We start from the raw sequence: 19418 nt of genomic DNA, 5'->3' as shown, positions 1-19418 counted from the left end.
GGAGACGGTGAAGGCCCGGCCGCCGCAGCAGCCGGGCCCTCGCCCTGTCCTCAGTACGCCCCGGCGTCGGTGCGCCCGGCGTCAGTGCGCGAAGTGGCGCGTCCCCGTGAAGTACATCGTCACGCCCGCAGCCTGCGCCGCCGCGACCGACTCGTCGTCACGCACCGAGCCGCCCGGCTGCACGACCGCGCGCACACCCGCGTCGAGCAGGACCTGCAGGCCGTCCGAGAACGGGAAGAACGCGTCCGACGCCGCGACCGCGCCACGCGCCCGCTCCGCGTCCCCCGAGTTCGCCCGCTCGACCGCGAGCCGGCACGAGTCGACCCGGTTGACCTGCCCCATCCCGACCCCGACGGACGCGCCGCCGTCAGCCAGGAGGATCGCGTTCGACTTCACCGCGCGCACCGCACGCCACGCGAACGCCAGGTCGGCGAGCGTCGCCTCGTCGGCTGCCTCTCCCGCCACGAGCGTCCACGTCGTCGGGTCGTCACCGTCGGCGTCGACACGGTCGACCGCCTGCACGAGCAGGCCGCCCGAGATCGGGCGCGTCTCGACCGCCGCGGTCGGCGGGTTGTCGACCATGAGGAGACGCACGTTCTTCTTCGCACGCAGGATGTCGAGCGCCTCCGGCTCGTAGCCCGGCGCCACGACGACCTCCGTGAAGATCTCCGCGATCTGCCGGGCCGCCTGGACCGACACGACGTCGTTGAGCGCGATCACGCCGCCGAACGCCGACAGCGGGTCGCACGCGTGCGCCCGGGCGTGCGCGTCCGCGATGTCCGCGCCGACCGCGATGCCGCACGGGTTGGCATGCTTGATGATCGCCGCCGTCGGCTGCTCACCGTGGTCGTGCGCCGCGCGCCACGCGGCGTCCGCGTCGACGTAGTTGTTGTAGCTCATCGCCTTGCCGTGCAGCTGCGTCGCCTGCGCGAGGCCCGCGTCACCCGAGCCGACCGTGTAGAGCGCCGCACGCTGGTGCGGGTTCTCGCCGTAGCGCAGCACGTCGGCACGCTCGTACGTCGCACCGATCCACGCCGGGAACCCGGTCGAGACGACCTCGCCGTCCTGCGCGACGTCGTCCGTCGGCGACAGGACGGAGCCCATCCACGACGCGACCGCGACGTCGTAGGCCGCGGTGTGCACGAAGGCCTGCGCCGCGAGCGCCTTGCGCTGCGCATACGTGAAGCCGCCGCCCGTGACAGCCTCGACGACCGCGTCGTACGCGACAGGGTCGACGACGACCGCGACCGACGGATGGTTCTTCGCCGCCGCGCGCACCATCGACGGCCCGCCGATGTCGATCTGCTCGACGCACTCGTCCGGCGTCGCGCCCGACGCGACCGTCTCCGTGAACGGGTAGAGGTTCACCACGACGAGCTCGAACGGAGCGATCTCGAGCTCCGCGAGCTGCGCAAGATGGTCGGCCTTGCGGGTGTCCGCGAGGATGCCCGCGTGCACGCGCGGGTGCAGCGTCTTGACGCGACCCTCGAGGCACTCGGGGAAGCCGGTGAGCGCCTCGACGGGCGTCACCGGCACGCCCGCTGCCGCGATCGTCGACGCCGTCGAACCGGTCGAGACGATCTCGACGCCCTCGGCGTGCAGGGCCTGGGCGAGCGGGACGAGGCCCGTCTTGTCGTAGACCGAGACGAGCGCGCGGCGCACGGGGCGCCGAGCGTCGTCGGCCAGGGGCGTCACAGCCTGGTCAGAGGTGTGCGAGGAGAACATGCTGGCTCCTGAGGTTGCGTTCGGATACGTGTCCGACAGGGCGCCCAGGCGGGCGGCGCCCTCGGCAGGGAACCTCAGCCGCTTCCCGGTGGTTGAGCCCACCTTCGCCAGTCACGACCAGGGACCAGTCTAGCGGCCCCGTCGCACCCGCGGCAGGGTCAGGGGCCTCCGCCGGCAGAGCCGAGACCTCCGCAGGGTCGGCCGCAGCCCGCGCTTCGTCAGGCCCAGCCGCGACCGACGACGGCGCGGCCCGCCTCGACCCGCAGCCCGCCGCGCGCGAGCCTGCCCACCTGCGCCACGAGCATCTCCCGCTCCGCGACCTTGATGCGCTCGTGCAGGGACTCCTCGTCGTCGTCGTCGAGGACCTCGACGACCGTCTGGGCGATGATCGGGCCCGTGTCCACGCCTGCGTCGACCACGTGGAAGGTCGCACCCGTGACGCGCACCCCGTACGCGAGCGCGTCGCGCACGCCGTGCGCACCAGGGAACGACGGGAGGAGCGCCGGGTGCGTGTTGACGGTCCGCCCCCCGAACTCGGTGAGGAACGCGGCCCCCAGGATGCGCATGAACCCCGCCGAGACCACGAGGTCCGGCGAGAAGACGCTCACGCTGCGCGCGAGCGCGCGGTCCCACGCGGCGCGGTCCTCGAAATCGGCAGGCGCGACGACCGCCGTCGGGACACCCGCGGCACGAGCGATCTCGAGCCCGCCCGCAGCAGCCTTGTCCGACACGACCCCCACGACACGAGCGCCGTACGCGTCGTCGTCGTGCGCCGCGAGCAGCGCCGCGAGGTTGGAGCCCGCCCCCGACACGAGGACGACGACGCGGGTCACGTCGGTTCGCCCTGCAGCACTCGGGTGGGACATGATCGGAGCGGAGTCATCAGCCACGGGACCGACCCTAGCGCCACCCGGCGCCGTGCCCGCGCGTCAGAACGGAGCCCCCTCGGTGTCGCAGCGCCTCACCCACCGCCCGCCGACGGAGCCCGGCCGCAAGCCCGCACGCCCCGCCCCTGAGCCCGAGCAGGTCGCCCTCGCGGCGCGCCGCTCCATGCAGCTCGGGGTCGCGATGGTCGTCACCATGCTCCCGACCTTCGCGAGCTTCCCGGCGCGCATGCTGACGATCCCGTTCGGGATCGTCACGGTCGTCGTCGGCGTCCGCGCGATCGTCGCCGCCGTGCGCGCCCGCTCGGGCGGCCTGCTCCTGCCGGCCGTGTCTGCGGGGACGGTCCTCGCGGCGGTGTTCACCCTCTCCGTCGCGTCGACCCTGCTCGTGTGGGACATCCAGGACCGGGACGCTCGCTGCCGCGCCGAGGCGATCACGGTGCAGGCTCGCATCGCGTGCCAGGACCGGCTGAACGCGGACCTCGAGTCGTGGCGCGACGGGCTGCTCGAGCGCGCTCGAGGCGGGTCTGCGGACTAGTCGGCGCTCGACGCGGCGGTCGAGGCGGTCGTCGCCGTCCTCCCGGTCGCGGCCGTGGCGCCGGTCGCCGCCGTGGACCCTGTGGTCCCGGTGGTCGCCGTGCGCGACGTCGCGGAGCTCGCGCCTGTCGCTGCCGTACGGCCTGTCGCCGCCGTGCGGCCCGTCGACGCCGTGCGGCCCGTCGACGCCGTGCGGCCCGTCCCGGCGGTCCGACCGGTCGGCGTCGTGCGCACCGACCGCGCTGTCCTGGCTGAGCGGGCCGACCGGGCAGACGACGCCGGTCCTCCGGCACGCACCTCCCCGCGCCCGCGATCAGCGACGCCAGGCTTCCCGTCGCCGGACGTAGCGTCGTCGGGCGTAGCGTCGTCCGGCTTAGCGTCGTCCTCCGGCTCGGGCACGCGGCGCCAGCGGTCGCGGGTCACGAGGCTCCCCAGCCAGGCGCGCGTCGACTCGTGCCACAGACCGAGCCACAGCGCGACGCCGAGGAACGTCTCGGCGGTCACGGCGCCCGCGACGGCCCACCGGTCGGCGCCGACCTCCTGCATGCGGCCCGGGCCGACGGCCCCGCCCGCGACGGACGCGAGCGCACCGACGACGAGTCCCGCGCACAGCGCGGTCGTCACGGCCGCGACGGCCGCCTGCGGCCACGACATGCCGGGCAGACGGCGGCGCACGAGCACTCCCGCGACCATGCCGAACAGCACGACGAGCAGCGGAACCAGGGACCAGGCGGGGTGCACCTCGGACGTGCTGGGCAGCGCGCCCAGGAGAGGCACGACGGGCATCGGGCCGGCCTCTGCGGCGGTCGGTCCGAAGTGGCTGCCCGTGCCGACCACGAATCCGGGGCCCGCGATCCAGGACGTGCCCCACGCGACGAGGTTGCCCACGTACGTCGCCTGCGCGGCCGCGAGGACGACCGCGTCGAAGCCCGTGACGCCGAGCGCCGTGACGACGTCCATCGAGCGGGAGCGGCCGAGGAACATCCACAGCAGGGCGAGGACGGACGCCGCGACCACGAGGAGCCCGGTCACGACGAGCCCACCGCGCACCCCCACCCGGAGCGCTGCGGGGAGCCGGTCGGTCAGCGGGCGCAGCACGCCCTCGGCACGCAACCCGTCCGGGTGCACGACAGACGCGGCGCCGAGCGCGACCCCAGAGACGAGCGCGCCGCCCAGGACCGCCATGCCGGCCTGCGGCAGGCCTGCGTGCCCGGACACGAGCATCACGAACAGGACGATCGCGGTGTACGTCCCCACCCCGGCACCCCACGCCGCGAGCCCGGGGTGAGCGGTACGTCGTGCGGAGCCGTAGCAGAGCAGCCCAGCGAGCAGGGACAGGCCGAGCGGGACGAGCGAGACGTCCGTCCCGCCGACGACGAGCGGGACACCGTGCGCGAGGAGCCACAGGCCGGCTCCCGTGGAGGCTGAGGTCGTCCACTCCACGCCCTGGTTCGTCGGCTCGCCCGAGGAGAGCACGAAGACGATGACGGCGGGCAGGACGAGCAGCGCGAGCGACGCGATGGCCGCCTGCACGGCAGCGAGCACCCCGGTGACCCAGGGTGCTGTCTCAGAGGTGCGGGGCTCGTGCGCTGCGCCGTCCTCGATGACGCGGCGGCGCCGGCCCAGGACGGCGAGCGCGCCTGTCGGTGCGCTCACCCGCCCATCGTCGCCCACGCGTCCGACATGGCGACGACCCGACACGCACCACCACGGGTCTCACACACACCGCGCCGGACGCGACGGCGCCCGCCCGGACGTGGTCCGGGCGGGCGCTGTCGTGCTTCTGCTCAGCTCAGGCGGAGAGGATCTCCCGCATGATCGCGGCGGTCTCGGACGGCGTCTTGCCGACGCGGACGCCCGCGCCCTCGAGGGCTTCCTTCTTCGCCTGCGCGGTGCCAGAGGAGCCGGACACGATCGCGCCTGCGTGGCCCATCGTCTTGCCCTCGGGGGCGGTGAAGCCCGCGACGTAGCCGACGACCGGCTTGGTGACGTGCTCCGCGATGTACGCGGCCGCGCGCTCCTCGGCGTCGCCGCCGATCTCGCCGATCATGACGATCGCCGCGGTGTCCGGGTCCTGCTCGAACGCCTCGAGCGCGTCGATGTGGGTGGTGCCGATGATCGGGTCGCCGCCGATGCCGATCGCGGTCGAGAACCCGAAGTCACGCAGCTCGTACATCATCTGGTAGGTCAGCGTGCCCGACTTCGAAACGAGGCCGACCTTGCCCGGGCCCGTGATGTCTGCGGGGATGATGCCGACGTTCGACAGCCCGGGGCTGATGAGCCCGGGGCAGTTCGGACCGATGAGGCGGACGCCCTTGGCCTGCGCGTGCGCGAAGAACTCTGCGGTGTCCGCGACCGGGATGCCCTCGGTGATGATGACGACGAGCGGCATGCCCGCGTCGATCGCCTCGATGACAGCAGCCTTGGTGTGCGCCGGCGGCACGAAGATGACCGACACGTCTGCGCCGGTCTTCTCGATGGCCTCGGCGACCGTCCCGAACACGGGGACGTCGACGGAGCCGTCACCCTTCGGGAACGTCACGGACGTTCCCGCCTTGCGCGGGTTCACGCCGCCGACGATGTTCGTGCCCGACGCGAGCATGCGCGTCGTGTGCTTCTGCCCCTCGGAGCCGGTCATGCCCTGGACGACGACCTTGGAGGCGTCGGTGATGAAGATTGCCATGTCTCGTTCGCTTCTCTCTTGTCCGGGCCGGCTCAGGCGTTGGCCAGCTCGGCGGCCTTGTCGGCCGCGCCGTCCATGGTGTCGGCCAGGGTCACGAGCGGGTGGTTCGCCGCCTCGAGGATGCGACGCCCCTCGGCGACGTTGTTCCCGTCGAGACGCACGACGAGCGGCTTGGTCGCGTGGTCACCGAGGATCTCGAGCGCCTTGACGATGCCGTTCGCGACCTCGTCGCACGCGGTGATGCCACCGAAGACGTTCACGAACACGGACTTGACCTGCTCGTCACCGAGGATCACGTCGAGGCCGTTCGCCATGACCTCGGCGGACGCGCCGCCGCCGATGTCGAGGAAGTTCGCCGGCTTCACGCCGCCGTGCGCCTCACCGGCGTACGCGACGACGTCGAGCGTGCTCATGACGAGACCCGCACCGTTGCCGATGATGCCGACCTGGCCGTCGAGCTTCACGTAGTTGAGGTTCGCGGCCTTGGCCTTCGCCTCGAGCGGGTCGGTCGCGGCGGCGTCCTCGAGCTCGGTGTGGTCAGCGTGACGGAAGGCCGCGTTCTCGTCGAGCGAGACCTTGCCGTCGAGGGCGACGATGTCGCCCGACTCGGTCAGGACGAGCGGGTTGACCTCGACGAGCGTCGCGTCCTCACCCTTGTAGACGTCCCACAGCTTGATGATGACGTCGGCGACCTTCGCCGCGATCGAGGCGTCGAAGCCGGCGGCGGCGACGATCTCGTCGGCCTTCGCCTGGTCGATGCCGACCTGCGGGTCGACGGGCACCTTCGCGAGAGCCTCGGGGCGCTCGACGGCGAGCTGCTCGATCTCCATGCCGCCCTCGACCGAGCACATGGCCAGGTAGGAGCGGTTGGCGCGGTCGAGCAGGACAGAGAAGTAGAACTCCTGGGCGATGCTCGCGCCCTCGGCGATCATCACGGTACGCACGACGTGGCCCTTGATGTCGAGCCCGAGGATCTCCTCGGCGCGCTGCTGCGCCTCGTCGGCGGACTTCGCGAGCTTGACGCCGCCGGCCTTGCCGCGGCCGCCGGTCTTGACCTGCGCCTTGACGACGACGACGGGCGAGTTCCCGCGAGCGATCAGATCCTCAGCACCGCGGCGGGCCTCTTCGGGGGTCGTGGCGACCACGCCACCGAGCACGGGCACGCCGTGCTTCTCGAAGATGTCGCGCGCCTGGTATTCAAACAGGTCCACCCTGCGTGTCCTTCCATCGGCCGGCTCGGATGTCTCGACATCGAGACACCTTCGCCTAGCGTAGACCGGAACGAGTTGTCACGGGACCTCGGCCCTGTGTAGCCCACCTCACACCTGCCCGGTCGTGGCGTCAGTCGCTCTGCGTCGTCCCGTCAGCGATCGGTGCCAGATCGGCATCAGGCGGAATCTGCGCGGGGTATCCGTCTGCCGTGATGAACGGGTCCTCCGACGCCCCCACCGTGTGGATCATCGCGGGGAGGTCACGCACGTCGCCGATGCGTTCGACGGGCTCGACCGCGATGATCCGGGCGCTCTCCCCATACGCGAGGCAGACGAAGACGCCGAAGCTCTTCGAGGCCTCCGTCGGTGTCCGCGTCAGTGTCGAGGTCGACCACGAGCCTCCCGAGATGGAAGCGTCCGCCGAGGTCCCGTGCCGGAGCGGCTGCTCCGCCTCGACGAGCGTGGGCCAGCGGGCGTCGACATCGTCGGCCCGGGCGCACCCGCCTAGCCACGGCACGAGGATGATGACGGCCGCGACCGAGCTGAGCAGGCGACGACGCGACGGCATACACCCCTCCCCCTGGGCGACCCTCAGGACCGCGATGGCACGACCGTGCCACGCGCGAGTATCGCGGTCAATGGTCACGGCGCCAGCCTCGTCGGGCATCACCCAGGTCTGGCCGAGTCTGGACGACCGCCTGCTCGCCGTCGAGATCGACCCCCTCAGCCGAGCGGACCCTCCGCGAAGGCGGCGCGGGCGAAGCGCTCGCCGACGAAGCGGTGCGTGTCGGCGTCGGGGTGGAGGTTGTCGCGCAGGGGGTGCGCGGCCTCGTCCTCGGCGCCGTACAGCTCAAGGCCGTCGAGCAGGTGCAGGTTGGGGTCGGTGTGGCGTCGCTCGGCGACGATGCGGGCGGTCTCGGCGCGGATCGTCTCCAGGGTGAGCCGCCCGGCGGGGACCTCGGCGGGGTCGCCGGTCGCACGGAAGCCGAGCCGTCCCTCCGCGAGGGCTTCAGGGTCGAACGCGCCGGGGCCGGGCGTGGCCTCGTGGATCGCGCAGTGCAGCGGCGTGACGACGAGCAGCGGGGTCGTGGGGTGCCCGTCGCGGATCGTGTCGATGAACCCGTGGAGGCCCGCGCGGAACGCGCGCATCCGCATGATGTCGGCGTTGACGATGTTGATGCCGAGCGAGAACGAGATGACGTCAGCCGGGAGGTCGCGCATCGTGCGCGCGACGAACGGGTCGAGCAGGGCCGCACCCCCGAAGCCGAGGTTCGTCAGCTCGAGCTCCGCGAGGCGCGCCGCGACCGCAGGCCAGGTGCCGGTCGGGCGGGCAGCGTTGGAGCCCTGGCTGATCGAGCTGCCGTGGTGCAGCCAGGTGCGCCGCTGCGTCGCGACCGGCTCGACGGGAGCGTCCGCGCGGACCTCGACGATCTCGAGCGTCTCGTTGTGCGGCAGCCACACCTCGACGTCCTTGACCGCGGGGGCGAGGCCGGTGAACGACGCCGTGAAGTCCTCCCCTGGGATGAACGTCGGCTGGCCGGTCACCATGTCGAGCTCGGTCGTGCTGCCGCCGGACGACCGCTTGCGGGCGACCACCTCGCCATCGACGACGAGGTCCACGCTCCCGTCGGGACGCGCGGGCGCGCCCGCGTAGGTGACGCGGGTCCGGTGCGCCACGAGCTCGACGGACGTCGCGGCGGTGCGCAGGACGACGCGGACGCCCGCTCCTTGCGCCTCGACCATCGCCAGCTGCGGGTCGGCCGCCTGCTCCACTGCCCACGCGGGCAGGCGGTGCGGGGCCACGCCACGCTCGGTCGGTTCGAGGCGCAGCGCGCCGCGGACATGCTCGAGGTCCAGCGGGACGGTGTGCCAGGTCGTGTCAGTCATCAGGTCCCTGTCTCGGTGAGCGGAGTAGCGACGGATCACCCGGAACCACCGGGCGGGTGTGCATCTGGGCGATCCGTGCGTCTGGTCGTCTTGCTAGAGCTTGGTGACCGGCGAGTAGCGGAGCAGCAGGCGCTTGACGCCGTCGACGCCGAAGTCGACCTTCGCGACCGCGTTGCGGCCGGCCCCCTCGACGAGGACGACCGTGCCGAGGCCGTACGAGTCGTGGGTGACCCGGTCCCCGATCGCGAGGTCCGGGACGTCCCCCTCGGGCCGGGCGTTGCCCGAGCCGAACGACGGCGACGGCGGGTCCTCACGCCGGGTCCGCACCGGACCTGAGCGCGCACCGCTGCCACCCGCAGAGCTGTAGCCGCCCGACCCGTACCCGCCCGAGCCGTACGAGCCCGACCCGCCCGACGAACCGCCGTAGAGCGATCGCCCACCGCCATAGCTGCCCCGAAGGGTCGACATGCTCGACTCTCGCCGACGCCAGTCCATGAGGTTCTCAGGGATCTCGTCGAGGAACCGGCTCGCGGGGAACTCGTTCGCCTGGCCCCACGCCGACCGGACGGCGGACCGCGTCAGGTAGAGACGCTCGCGCGCGCGGGTGATCCCCACGTAGGCGAGGCGCCTCTCCTCGGACAGCTCGCTCTCGTCGTGCAGCGAGCGCATGTGCGGGAACGTGCCGTCCTCGAGGCCCGTGAGGAACACGACCGGGAACTCGAGGCCCTTCGCCGTGTGCAAGGTCATGAGCGTGACCATGCCCTGCTCGACGACGGGCCGACCGTCGCCGTCGCCCGCCGCGTCGTCGGCGGACGGGATCTGGTCCGAGTCGGCGACGAGCGAGACACGCTCGAGGAAGTCGGCGAGGTCCCCCTCGGGGTCGAGCTGCGAGAACTCCGTCGCGACGGCGTGCAGCTCGGCGAGGTTCTCGACGCGCGTCGCGTCCTGCGGATCCTCGCTGCCACGGAGCTCGGCGAGGTAGCCGGTGCGGTCGAGCGCGGCCGCGAGCACGTCGGCCGGCTTCGCGCCGGAGTCCGCGAGCGCGCGCAGCTCGGCCATGAGCTCCGCGAACGCGCGCAGCGGGTTGAGCGTGCGGTTCGTCAGACCAGGGATCTCGTCCGCGCGCTCGAGTGCTGCGCCGAAGGACACACGCTCGTGCGCAGCGAAGCCTGCGACCGCGGCCTCGGCGCGGTCACCGAGCCCACGCTTGGGGACGTTGAGGATGCGACGCACGTTGACGTCGTCGTCCGGGTTGGCGATGGCCCGCAGGTACGCGACCGCGTCCTTGATCTCACGACGCTCGTAGAAGCGCGTGCCGCCGACCACCTTGTACGGCAGGCCGACACGGATGAGCACCTCCTCGAGCGCGCGGGACTGCGCGTTCGTCCGGTAGAAGATTGCGACGTCGCCCGGACGGACGCTGTCCGAGTCGTGGAGACGGTCGATCTCCTCCGCGACGAAGCGCGCCTCGTCGTGCTCGTTGTCCGCGGTCCAGCCGACGATCTTGGCGCCGTCGCCCGAATCGGTCCAGAGCTTCTTGGGGCGGCGGTCCTCGTTGCGGGCGATCACGGCGTTCGCCGCCGACAGGATCGTCTGCGTCGAGCGGTAGTTCTGCTCGAGGAGGATCGTGCGTGCGTCCGGGTAGTCCGCCTCGAACTCGAGGATGTTGCGGATCGTCGCGCCGCGGAAGGCGTAGATCGACTGGTCCGAGTCGCCGACGACGGTCAGCTCGCCCGGCGGCAGCGCGTGCGGCGCCTCGGCCGTCGGCCCCGTGCCCGTGAGCTCGCGGACGAGCATGTACTGGGCGTGGTTCGTGTCCTGGTACTCGTCGACGAGGATGTGGCGGAACCGGCGGCGGTAGTGCTCCGCGACGGCGGGGAACGCCTGCAGCAGGTGCACGGTCGTCATGATGATGTCGTCGAAGTCGAGGGCGTGCGCGGCGCGCAGCCGCGCCTGGTAGCGCGTGTACGCGCTCGACAGCACCGAGTCGAAGCTCGCGCCGCCCTGCGCGTCCTCGGTACCGCCGACCTTCTTCGCGTAGTCCTCCGGGTCGACGAGCTCGTTCTTGAGGTCGGAGACCTTGTTGAGCAGGACACGCGGCGGGAACTTCTTCGGGTCGAGGTCGAGCTCGCGCGCGACGAGCGTCATGAGACGCTGCGAGTCGGCTGCGTCGTAGATCGAGAAGCTCGACCGCAGGCCGGCGTGCTCGTGCTCGCGGCGCAGGATGCGCACGCACGCCGAGTGGAACGTCGAGACCCACATGCGCTGCGCCTGCGGGCCGACGAGCGCCTCGACACGCTCGCGCATCTCGGCGGCGGCCTTGTTCGTGAACGTGATCGCGAGGATCTGGCTCGGGTACGCCCGGCCGGTCGCCAGGAGGTAGGCGATCCGGTGCGTCAGCACGCGCGTCTTCCCCGAGCCGGCACCCGCGACGATGAGCAGCGGCGAGCCTGCGTGCTCGACCGCGGCACGCTGCTCCGGGTTGAGCCCCGTGAGGAGGGCCTCGGCGTCGGCGCCCGGTGCGTCCTCCGGCTCCGTGTCCTCGAAGGTGCGCGGCGCGACCGTCGGGAGGCGCGCCTCGCCGAGCTGGCCGAATCCGGGCAGGGACAAGGAGTCGAAGAGAGATGTCATAGCCCGTCAAGGGTACGTCGAGCCGCTGACACCGTGGAGGTGGCCCCGACGCGCGGGCCGCCACACGCTGGCACATAATGTCGACGCCGACCACCGTCGGACCCGACCCCACCCAGGAGAAGAAGTCGATGCAGGCCACGACGCCGGAACGACCGAGCACGATCCGCACCGTCCTCGCGCTCGTCGCCGGTGCGCTCACATGGGTCCCGATGTACTTCGTGGCCGTCGCGGTGATCAGCGCGACGGTCGGGGACGACCTGTCGAGGCTCGGTGGCGCCCTGCTCCTGGCGGGCATCGCCGCACCGCTCGTCTCGGCGACCGTGACGGTGCTCGTCCTCCCGCCGTCGACCCGGCGCCGCCTCCTGCCGGCGACCGTCCTCGGCACCGTGCCCTCGGCGCTCGTCATGACCGGCGTCGCGTGGAGCACCAACGTGGAAGCGAGCAGCCGCGGGTTCGACGTCGGGAGCGGGCTCGGTCGGAGCCTCGCGTTCGTCGTCGTGATCGCAGCGGTGACCGCGCTCGTCGTCGCGTGGCTCAGCCGACGCTCCTCGCGCAGCGCCTGACCGGCGCGGTCAGGAGCGCGTGACGGGCACCTCGGTCACGGTGGGGAAGCCCGGTACGTCGACGGAGACCGTCGTGGTCGCTGGATCGAGCGGCGGCAGCGTCGCGTACACCGTGACCCAGTCTCCGTCGAGCGTCTTGGGCGAGGCCGAGCACAGGCAGAACGTGCCGTCAGGCGGCGTCTTCCCTTCGGCAAGGCCGAGGTAGGGCAGCAGCACCGTCTGCGCGGCCGGGTCGGTGACCGACAGGTCACGGACGTCCATGGTCAGCGGGGACCACTCGTTGAACGCGTCGAGCGGGACCGTCTCCTCGGCTCCAGACGTCGTGCGCAGCGTGACGACGAGCCGGGTGCTCGACTCCCCTGCCTCGACCGCGACGACTCCGGCCTGCGCGGCGAAGGTTCCGTCGCCGGTGTCGGGGATCTCGCCCGCGACGACCTTCATCGGCTCCGTCTCGCCGACCTGCTCCCCTGCCATCGCCTCGACGTCGGCGGCGGTCGGACCCGCGAGATCGGTAGCCGTGGCCCTGGGAGTGGACGTGCTGCCCGAGCCAGATGCCGTGGGTTCCGGAGCGTCGTCACCCGTGCAGCCCGCGACGAGGAGTGTCGCGGCGAGGAGGCAGAGCGCTCCGCTCGCCCTCCGGGCGCTTCTTGGCGTGGTCGTCGTCGTCACTTCGCCACCTCGTAGTCGACGGTCACGCGCCGGTTCTTCGCCTTGCCCGCGTCGGTCCCGTTCGACGCGACGGGCTCCGACTGACCGCGCCCCTCGACCGCGATCGTCACGCCCGGCACGGTCGTCGTGATGAGGTCCGCGACCGTCTGGGCGCGGCGCTTCGACAGCTCGTCGTTGCCGATCCGCTCGTCCGGGACCGAGTCCGTATGACCCGTGACCTCGACCGTGGTCGCGCCCCGCTCGGCGATCGTCCTGCCGAGCGCCTCGACCTTGGCCTTGCCCTGGGCTGACAGCGTCCACTCGCCCGACGCGAAGAAGAAGTCGGCGACGAGGTTGACCGAGACCTCCTCGGTCGTCTCCTCGGTCGTCGTCGCCTCCTCGGTGTCCGCGACGCGCGACATGAGCGCGAACGTCGACCGTGCAGGGTTCGCGGACGCCACGACATCGGCGGGAGGAAGGGCCGGCCATCCCTCGCCGAGCGGGACGAGGTCGCTGTCCACGGCGGGTTCCAGCGCGCCGTCCTCGACCGGGACGTTGGTGACGCTCACGCCCCACTCGAGCTGGACGTCCACCGTCGTCGTCGAGGCAGGCAGCTCGGGGAGCATCGCGTACACGACGACGAGACGGCCCGGGTCTGCCGTCAGCTTCGTCGTGTCGGACACGAGACCGCCGGATCCCTCGACGATCAGCGGACGGTACGCCGTCAGCCCGACAGGGTCCGTCACCGTCACGGCCGCCGCCTGGCCGGTCTTGAAAGGGTGCGTGCCCGGCTGGAACGCGAGGTTCGTGCGCAGCTGCGCGCCCGACGCCGTCGCTGTTCCCACCGAGTAGTACACCGCCGTCGCACCGGGGACGCGCCGCACGGCGTGCACGGCACCGACGACCCGGACGCCCGACGCCTTGCCGAAGTGCGGATAGGTGAAGGTCCCAGCGACCGGAATCTCGGGTGCCGCGGGAGCACCCTCGCCAGCTGCCTGGGTCGAGCCGAGGGCGAGGGTCGCCAGGACTGTCGCTGCTACGAGCCACGTGCGTCTCACGAAAGAGTGCCCCCTGGGGACTGGTCGGACGGCCAGGTCGGGGATCATCGTCCACCGGCGTGAGAGGTCCGGCAACCGCTGGCTCGACCCTGCGCCTCAGGTCAGCAGCACGCCGACGACCCAGGCGCCCGCGGCGACGAGCGCGCCCGCGAGCTCGACGAGGATCGTGATGCCCGTCGCGTGCAGCGCGACGCGCGTCGCAGCCCACGCGGCCTGAGCGTCCTTGCGGCGGGCGAGCTCGGCGAGGAACACGCCGAGCGGGAACCCGAGCAGCAGCCCGACGACGGGGACCACGAAGAACCCGACGATCCCGACGAGGGCGCCCCACACGAGCGTCGAGCCGGGAACGTCCGCCTTGCGCAGGTGTTTCCCGGCGAGGACGTACTTGCCGACGGCCGCGAGCGCGACGGCCACGACGCCCACGGCGAAGGCGGTCCACGCGACCCAGCCGCCCGTGAGGATCGCCCAGACGAGCACGGCGCCGAGCACGATGAGCGAGCCTGGCAGCACCTGGACGACGACGCCGAGGAGGCCCACCAGCACCACGAGCCCGACGAGCACCTCTCCCCATGCGTCCACGGGATCACCCTAGGCGCACGTGCCGCACCGCGCGTCCAGGCTCGCGTCCGGCCTGGCCCTGCCCGCCCCGGACGCACGAGACCCGGGGCACCGCTACGGCGCTCCGGGTCTCGTCAGTGCTGTGCGGCGTCAGGCCGTGTGGGTGTTGCCCCAGCCGATCGCGAGCGACACGTTGAGGACGACGAGGGCGAGGATGCCGCCGATGTAGCCCTTCGTGACGCGCTCGGGCTTCTTCTCACCGAGCACGGTCATGACCGTGATGACGATCGTGACGAGCAGCTTGATGCCGATCTTCATGTGGTTGACGGAGCCGTCGCCCATCTCCTTGAGGCCGACCATGAGGATGCCGGTCACGAGCGCGGTGAGCGCGGCGTGGAGCGCCCCCTTGGCGATCTTCGCGTCCTTGAGGTTCGCGACGAGCGAGCCCAGGATGAAGGCCCACGAGAGGAGGTGGAGCACGAGCATGACCTTGTAGACGATGTCCATGGGGCTCATCCTAGGAGAGGAACCGACGCGGTGTCAGTAAAATGTGATGACCTTCGTCACAAGAGCTTTCGCGCCGCCGCCCAGCGCGTCAGCTCGTGACGCGACGACAGCTGAAGCTTGCGCAGCACCGCTGAGACGTGCGTCTCGACGGTCTTGATCGAGATGAACAGCTCGCTCGCCACCTCCTTGTACGAGTAGCCGCGCGCGATCAGCCGCATCACCTCCTGCTCACGTGCCGAGAGCCGGTCCAGCTCGTCGTCGTGCACCGCGACGTCCGCCGCAGCCGTCCCGAACGAGTCCAGCACGAAGCCCGCGAGGCGCGGCGAGAACACCGCGTCGCCCGACGCGACCCGCACGACGGCGTCCGACAGCTCCGGCCCCGAGATCGCCTTGGTCACGTACCCGCGAGCGCCCGCCCGGATGACCGCCACGACGTCCTGCGCCGCGTCAGAGACCGACAGCGCGAGGAACCGCGTCACCGACCGGACGTCCTCGCAGCGCGCGAGCACCTCGGCACCGCCGCCACCCTGCCCGCCCGGCAGGTGCACGTCCAGCAGTACGACCGACGGCCGCAGCCGCGAGACGAGCTCGACGGCCTCGTCGACGTCCGACGCCTCCCCGACGACGCGCACGCGCCCGTCGAGGCTCGCCCGGACACCAGCCCGGAACATCAGGTGGTCGTCCACCAGCACGACGTCGACCGGGAGACCCTCCCCGTCCCGCACCTGCGCCGACACCTGATCGTTCATCGCCCGCTCTTCCCGTACAGCCACCCGCGCGCCGATCGGCGCACCGGGACCACCGTACCGGGACACAGGGAGGCAGTGGAGGGCATTGCGACTGGTCAGGCGGCCAGGCTGGCGCAGGGCGCGTCGCGGCCGGTCAGCCCTCCGCGCTGCCCGGCGTCGGCGCGCCGACCGGGTCGTCGCGATGGATCGGCACGCTCAGGTGCACCTCGGTGCCCCGCTCCGGGCGGCACGTGATCGTCGCCTCCCCGCCACGACGCCGCACCCGGCCGAAGATCGACTCGCGCACCCCGAAGCGGTCCGACGGGACCTGGTCGAGGTCGAAGCCCTCGCCACGGTCCCGCACGAACACCTCCGCGCGGTCGTCACGCACCTCGAGGTACAACGACACGGGCGGGCGGCCGTGCGCGACCGCGTTGACGAGCGCCTCGCGCGTGGCCTGCAAGAGCGCCGTCGTCGCCGCCGTCGGCACCCCGTCGCCGACGACGACCGTGTCGATCACCGCCGACGACGCCGTCTCCTCGTCGTCACCCCGACGGCCGTCCTCGACCTCCGCGACGAGCGCGCGCAGCTGCGCCGCGATCGACGTCCCCTCAGGCGGACGGTCCGCATACAGCCACTCGCGCAGCTCACGCTCCTGCGCACGCGCGAGACGCGCGACGTGCTCCGGCCGGTCCGCCGAGCGGCGGATGAGCGCGAGCGTCTGCAGCACGGAGTCGTGCAGGTGCGCCGCGATGTCCGCACGCTCCGACTCGCGTGCACGTGCTTCCTGCTCCGACCGCAGCTGCCGCACCAGCCGCACCCACCAGGGCGCGAGCACGAGCGCGAGGCCCGCGATCACCGCGACTGCCGCGACCGCCGCGTCGACCACGACCGCCCACGGCCGGCCGCCACCCACGAAGAGCAGGACGCCGACGAGGACCAGCAGCAGCCCGCCCGCGAGCTGGAGCAGCCCGTTCGGCGACCGCCCGCCCGCACGCGACAGCCACCGGCCGCGCTCGACCGAGTCGAGCTGCCCCCACGCGAGCGCGGCGCCCGCCACGACGATCATCGTCGGCAGCACCCACTTCACGTCGACGTGATGACCCGTGCGGTCGGCGACGAGGAGGACCGCACCCGTGAGCAGCAGGGCACCGACCGCGACGTCCTTGACCGGGATCGACCGGAACCGCTCCTGGAGCGAACGGCTGAGCCGCTGCGCCGAGACCGGCTGCGCGCTGCGCGCCGCCTCGGCCGGGTCCCCCTCGGGGACGAACAACCACAGGAAGAGGTAGAGCGCAGGGCCGGTCCCGCCGACGAGGGTCAACGCGACGAAGCCCAGCCGGACGAGCCGCACGTCGAGCGCAAGGTGGGCCGCGAGACCTGAGGCGACACCGCCCACCCAGCGGCCACGGCGCGGCCGCAGCAACGGCAGCCCGCCGGTGCGGGCCGCCGGTCCGACGCGGGGCGGAGGTGCGTTCATGGGTCTGATCCTCGCACCGCAGCCGCCCACTCCGGGACCCTGAGAGCGCAGGACCAGGGTCTCGGGGAGCAGAAGTCAGGGTCGGTTCAGGGAGACACCCGATGGTCCCGCCCGCACCGCCGGCGGCAGGCTGGAGCCATGGACACGACCAGCACCCCTCCCAGCCAGCCGGACTCGTCCGGCGCGGGCCCGGCCTGGCAGCCGGGGCCGCAGCAGCCGCCGTACGGCTACACCGGCCAGGCGCCGAGCCCCGGCGCCGTGCCGCCCCCCGGGGGCGCACCCCGCTCCCCGTCCAGCCCGTCGCTCGACGGCTTCTTCGACTCGATCCGACGCTACGGCGTCGTCCGGACGGACGAGCGGTGGGTCGCGGGCGTCTGCGGCGGGATCGCGCGGCGCTGGAACGTCGACGTCGCGCTCGTGCGCGGTCTCGCCGTCGTCTCCCTCCTCCTCGCCGGCGCCGGGCTCGTCCTGTACGGCGCCGCGTGGCTCCTCCTCCCCGAGGAGTCGGACGGCCGCTCGCACCTCCAGGAGCTGTTCCGCGGCAACTTCGACATCGCCGTGGTCGGCGGGTTCCTCGCCGTCGTCATGGGCCTGTCGTGGGACAACCCGTGGCGCTGGTTCACACCGTGGGGCGGCCCGATCGAGGGCCTCGCCTGGGCCGTGCTCGTCGGCATCGTGATCGTCGCGACGATCAGCGCGGTCTCCGGACGCCAGAACGGCCCCAAGCCGGGACCGGGCCCCGTGCCCCCGCCTGGGCAGGCCCCGTTCTCAGGCCCGACGCCGCAGCCTGGCCCGTACGCGGCCGCACCCTCGCAGGCTGGCCCCACCGCGTACGCGACGCCCCAGCAGGGGCCGTACACGACGCCGCCTCCCGCGGGCCCGTGGGCGGGAAGCCCGGCGCCCGCACCGTCCCCGTCGACCGGGTCGTCGCAGTGGGACGAGCTGAACTCGTTCGTCGGCAGCAACCTCGGCGGCACCCCGCCGAGGCCCGCACCAGTACCGAAGCCCCGCGGTCCCGTCGTCAAGGGCGCGGGTCCGGTCACGGTCAGCATCGTCGTCGGCGTCTCGGCGATCGTCGCGGCCGTCCTCCTCGCACTCTCGCGGACCGGCGACTTCACGGGCCCCGTGCTGCTGACGTCGCTCGGTGTCCTCATCGGGCTCAGCGGGCTCGCGACCATGATCTCCGGCATCCGCGGACGCTCGACGGGCGCGCTCGGCGGGATCGCGATCCTCGCGATCCTCGCAGCCGGCCCGACAGCCGCGTGGCACTCGCTCGACCTCAACATCTCCGAGGCGCAGGGAGTCGTCATGGGCGACGAGAACTACGCGCCGACGTCGGTCGCGACCGCCGAGAAGGGCTTCGCGATGGGCCTCGGCAACTGGGTCCTCGACCTCACCGAGGTTCCCCTCACCCCGGGCACGACCGTCACGGTCCCCGCGACGTTCGCCGCAGGCGAGCTCACCGTCCTGGTGCCTGAAGGCTCCGCGTGGACGGCCGGTGTCCGGCTCAACGCGGGCTCGGTGAAGGTGGTCGCGGGCGACGACCTGCACGGTGCCGACGGCGTGAGCGGCTCCGAGCGCCGCTACACCTCCAGCGCGGTCGATGACGGCGCCACCCCGACGCTGGACCTGTCCGTCTCCGGGCTGGCCGGCCAGATCAGGATCGAGGAATCATGAGCACCGACGACACGACGCAGCCCCTGCCCACGACGCCGGGCACCTACGCCACGCGCCCCCTGCCCGCGGCCGACGCCGCCAAGGCCAAGGAGGGTGCAGACGGGTCGGAGCAGGCACCGACGACCGCGGTCCTCCCCACCGCGGACGCCGGCGACCTCGGCGAGCCAGCCGCCACCGCCGTGGACGACCACTCCGTCGAGGCCGACGCCGCAGCCCAGGAGGACGACGCGACCCAGGACGAGGCGCCCCAGGACGACGAAGCGGCCCCGGCGACCGAGGGCGCGAGCGCCCCCGCCGGTGACGCCTCGAGCGCCCCGGGCGGGTACGCCGCGAGCAACCCAGGCGGCTACGCCCCCGGCACCCCGGGCGGGTACCCGACGGGCGGCTACGCCCCCGGCACCCCGACCGGCGCCTGGACGCCCTCCTCCCCTGCGCCGCGCGAGCCGCGCCCGGTCTCGACCGCGGTACGCACGTCGACGATCGTCTGGGGTGCGATCCTCGTGGTCGCCGCGATCGTCGTCCTCGCGACGGCCGCCGGGATGAGCCTCGACCTCGAGCTCGTCGGGATCTTCGTCCTCGGCGGTGCGGGCCTCGCCCTCCTCGTCGGGACGGTCGCGACGCAGGCGCGCCGCCAACGCTGA

18 protein-coding genes and 1 riboswitch are annotated in these 19418 nt (G+C 72.6%); of the genes, 4 read left to right on the top strand and 14 right to left on the bottom strand.

Going from position 1 to position 19418, the window contains the following annotated elements; translation table 11 throughout:
- Positions 1 to 81: 81 nt before the first annotated feature.
- Together purH and purN are read right to left on the bottom strand one after the other, a co-directional pair.
- A complete protein-coding gene (purH, locus tag AC4F3Q_RS01695; RefSeq protein WP_491038466.1) occupies positions 82 to 1725 on the bottom strand; it encodes a bifunctional phosphoribosylaminoimidazolecarboxamide formyltransferase/IMP cyclohydrolase in 1644 nt (547 codons plus the stop codon).
- Positions 1726 to 1760: 35 nt separating this feature from the next.
- Positions 1761 to 1850: riboswitch (ZMP/ZTP riboswitch) on the bottom strand.
- Positions 1851 to 1943: 93 nt separating this feature from the next.
- Positions 1944 to 2591 carry a phosphoribosylglycinamide formyltransferase gene (gene purN / locus AC4F3Q_RS01690; protein WP_168446956.1) on the bottom strand — a complete coding sequence of 216 codons (648 nt, stop codon included), beginning with the start codon at positions 2589 to 2591 and terminating at the stop codon, positions 1944 to 1946.
- Positions 2592 to 2673: 82 nt separating this feature from the next.
- On the opposite strand from purN, the gene AC4F3Q_RS01685 reads away from it, so the two are divergent.
- Positions 2674 to 3147 carry a hypothetical protein gene (locus AC4F3Q_RS01685; RefSeq protein WP_491038465.1) on the top strand — a complete coding sequence of 158 codons (474 nt, stop codon included), beginning with the start codon at positions 2674 to 2676 and terminating at the stop codon, positions 3145 to 3147.
- Here AC4F3Q_RS01685 and AC4F3Q_RS01680 read toward each other — a convergent pair.
- The 6 genes from AC4F3Q_RS01680 to pcrA form a co-directional block, all read right to left on the bottom strand.
- Positions 3144 to 4802, bottom strand: a complete 1659-nt coding sequence (locus AC4F3Q_RS01680) for a cell division protein PerM (RefSeq protein ID WP_491038464.1) — start codon at positions 4800 to 4802, stop codon at positions 3144 to 3146. The genes AC4F3Q_RS01685 and AC4F3Q_RS01680 overlap by 4 nt on opposite strands.
- Positions 4803 to 4938: 136 nt before the next feature.
- Positions 4939 to 5829: a succinate--CoA ligase subunit alpha gene (gene sucD / locus AC4F3Q_RS01675; protein WP_491038463.1), complete on the bottom strand. Its 891-nt coding sequence runs from the start codon at positions 5827 to 5829 to the stop codon at positions 4939 to 4941.
- A 32-nt stretch (positions 5830 to 5861) separates the two neighbouring features.
- Positions 5862 to 7040: an ADP-forming succinate--CoA ligase subunit beta gene (gene sucC / locus AC4F3Q_RS01670; protein ID WP_491038462.1), complete on the bottom strand. Its 1179-nt coding sequence runs from the start codon at positions 7038 to 7040 to the stop codon at positions 5862 to 5864.
- Positions 7041 to 7170: 130 nt separating this feature from the next.
- Positions 7171 to 7608, bottom strand: coding sequence for a hypothetical protein (locus AC4F3Q_RS01665; protein WP_491038461.1), 438 nt, complete (start codon positions 7606 to 7608; stop codon positions 7171 to 7173).
- A 155-nt stretch (positions 7609 to 7763) separates the two neighbouring features.
- A complete protein-coding gene (locus AC4F3Q_RS01660) occupies positions 7764 to 8927 on the bottom strand; it encodes an SGNH/GDSL hydrolase family protein (RefSeq protein WP_491038460.1) in 1164 nt (387 codons plus the stop codon).
- A 93-nt stretch (positions 8928 to 9020) separates the two neighbouring features.
- Positions 9021 to 11558, bottom strand: coding sequence for a DNA helicase PcrA (pcrA, locus tag AC4F3Q_RS01655; protein WP_491038459.1), 2538 nt, complete (start codon positions 11556 to 11558; stop codon positions 9021 to 9023).
- Between the two features lie 77 nt (positions 11559 to 11635).
- Here pcrA and AC4F3Q_RS01650 point away from each other — a divergent pair, with 77 nt between their 5' ends.
- On the top strand, positions 11636 to 12121 hold the full coding sequence (locus tag AC4F3Q_RS01650; RefSeq protein WP_491038458.1) for a hypothetical protein: 486 nt from the start codon (positions 11636 to 11638) through the stop codon (positions 12119 to 12121).
- Between the two features lie 9 nt (positions 12122 to 12130).
- Here the strand turns inward: AC4F3Q_RS01650 and AC4F3Q_RS01645 are convergent, their stop codons facing one another.
- The 6 genes from AC4F3Q_RS01645 to AC4F3Q_RS01620 form a co-directional block, all read right to left on the bottom strand.
- Entirely contained in the window at positions 12131 to 12790 is a 660-nt protein-coding gene (locus AC4F3Q_RS01645) for a hypothetical protein (RefSeq protein ID WP_491038457.1), read from the bottom strand.
- A complete protein-coding gene (locus tag AC4F3Q_RS01640) occupies positions 12787 to 13827 on the bottom strand; it encodes an OmpA family protein (RefSeq protein ID WP_491038456.1) in 1041 nt (346 codons plus the stop codon). The genes AC4F3Q_RS01645 and AC4F3Q_RS01640 overlap by 4 nt, the downstream gene beginning before the upstream one ends.
- Positions 13828 to 13923: 96 nt before the next feature.
- Positions 13924 to 14406, bottom strand: coding sequence for a DUF456 domain-containing protein (locus AC4F3Q_RS01635; protein ID WP_491038455.1), 483 nt, complete (start codon positions 14404 to 14406; stop codon positions 13924 to 13926).
- 129 nt (positions 14407 to 14535) lie between these two features.
- On the bottom strand, positions 14536 to 14892 hold the full coding sequence (locus AC4F3Q_RS01630; RefSeq protein WP_491038454.1) for a hypothetical protein: 357 nt from the start codon (positions 14890 to 14892) through the stop codon (positions 14536 to 14538).
- 56 nt (positions 14893 to 14948) lie between these two features.
- Positions 14949 to 15641, bottom strand: a complete 693-nt coding sequence (locus AC4F3Q_RS01625; protein ID WP_168446212.1) for a LuxR C-terminal-related transcriptional regulator — start codon at positions 15639 to 15641, stop codon at positions 14949 to 14951.
- A 133-nt stretch (positions 15642 to 15774) separates the two neighbouring features.
- Positions 15775 to 17100 carry an ATP-binding protein gene (locus AC4F3Q_RS01620; RefSeq protein WP_491038453.1) on the bottom strand — a complete coding sequence of 442 codons (1326 nt, stop codon included), beginning with the start codon at positions 17098 to 17100 and terminating at the stop codon, positions 15775 to 15777.
- Positions 17101 to 17238: 138 nt separating this feature from the next.
- Here AC4F3Q_RS01620 and AC4F3Q_RS01615 point away from each other — a divergent pair, with 138 nt between their 5' ends.
- Together AC4F3Q_RS01615 and AC4F3Q_RS01610 are read left to right on the top strand one after the other, a co-directional pair.
- Entirely contained in the window at positions 17239 to 18777 is a 1539-nt protein-coding gene (locus AC4F3Q_RS01615; protein ID WP_491038452.1) for a PspC domain-containing protein, read from the top strand.
- Positions 18774 to 19418 (top strand): hypothetical protein, encoded by a 645-nt coding sequence (locus AC4F3Q_RS01610; protein WP_491038451.1) that lies wholly within the window; start codon positions 18774 to 18776, stop codon positions 19416 to 19418. Before AC4F3Q_RS01615 ends, AC4F3Q_RS01610 begins: the two co-directional genes overlap by 4 nt.

It is taken from the genome of Flavimobilis sp. BM9 (assembly GCF_058313055.1).
Note: the sequence above shows the minus strand (reverse complement) of the source record. Positions and strands in the feature narration are given on the sequence as shown.

Coding starts and splice junctions, on each gene's coding strand:
- AC4F3Q_RS01625 (WP_168446212.1), bottom strand. CDS start 15,641: ATGAACGATCAGGTGTCGGCGCAGGTGCGGGACGGGGAGGGTCTCCCG.
- AC4F3Q_RS01660 (WP_491038460.1), bottom strand. CDS start 8,927: ATGACTGACACGACCTGGCACACCGTCCCGCTGGACCTCGAGCATGTC.
- purH (WP_491038466.1), bottom strand. CDS start 1,725: ATGTTCTCCTCGCACACCTCTGACCAGGCTGTGACGCCCCTGGCCGAC.
- AC4F3Q_RS01650 (WP_491038458.1), top strand. CDS start 11,636: ATGTCGACGCCGACCACCGTCGGACCCGACCCCACCCAGGAGAAGAAG.
- AC4F3Q_RS01665 (WP_491038461.1), bottom strand. CDS start 7,608: ATGCCGTCGCGTCGTCGCCTGCTCAGCTCGGTCGCGGCCGTCATCATC.
- AC4F3Q_RS01630 (WP_491038454.1), bottom strand. CDS start 14,892: ATGGACATCGTCTACAAGGTCATGCTCGTGCTCCACCTCCTCTCGTGG.
- AC4F3Q_RS01615 (WP_491038452.1), top strand. CDS start 17,239: ATGGACACGACCAGCACCCCTCCCAGCCAGCCGGACTCGTCCGGCGCG.
- AC4F3Q_RS01620 (WP_491038453.1), bottom strand. CDS start 17,100: ATGAACGCACCTCCGCCCCGCGTCGGACCGGCGGCCCGCACCGGCGGG.
- purN (WP_168446956.1), bottom strand. CDS start 2,591: ATGTCCCACCCGAGTGCTGCAGGGCGAACCGACGTGACCCGCGTCGTC.
- pcrA (WP_491038459.1), bottom strand. CDS start 11,558: ATGACATCTCTCTTCGACTCCTTGTCCCTGCCCGGATTCGGCCAGCTC.
- AC4F3Q_RS01610 (WP_491038451.1), top strand. CDS start 18,774: ATGAGCACCGACGACACGACGCAGCCCCTGCCCACGACGCCGGGCACC.
- sucD (WP_491038463.1), bottom strand. CDS start 5,829: ATGGCAATCTTCATCACCGACGCCTCCAAGGTCGTCGTCCAGGGCATG.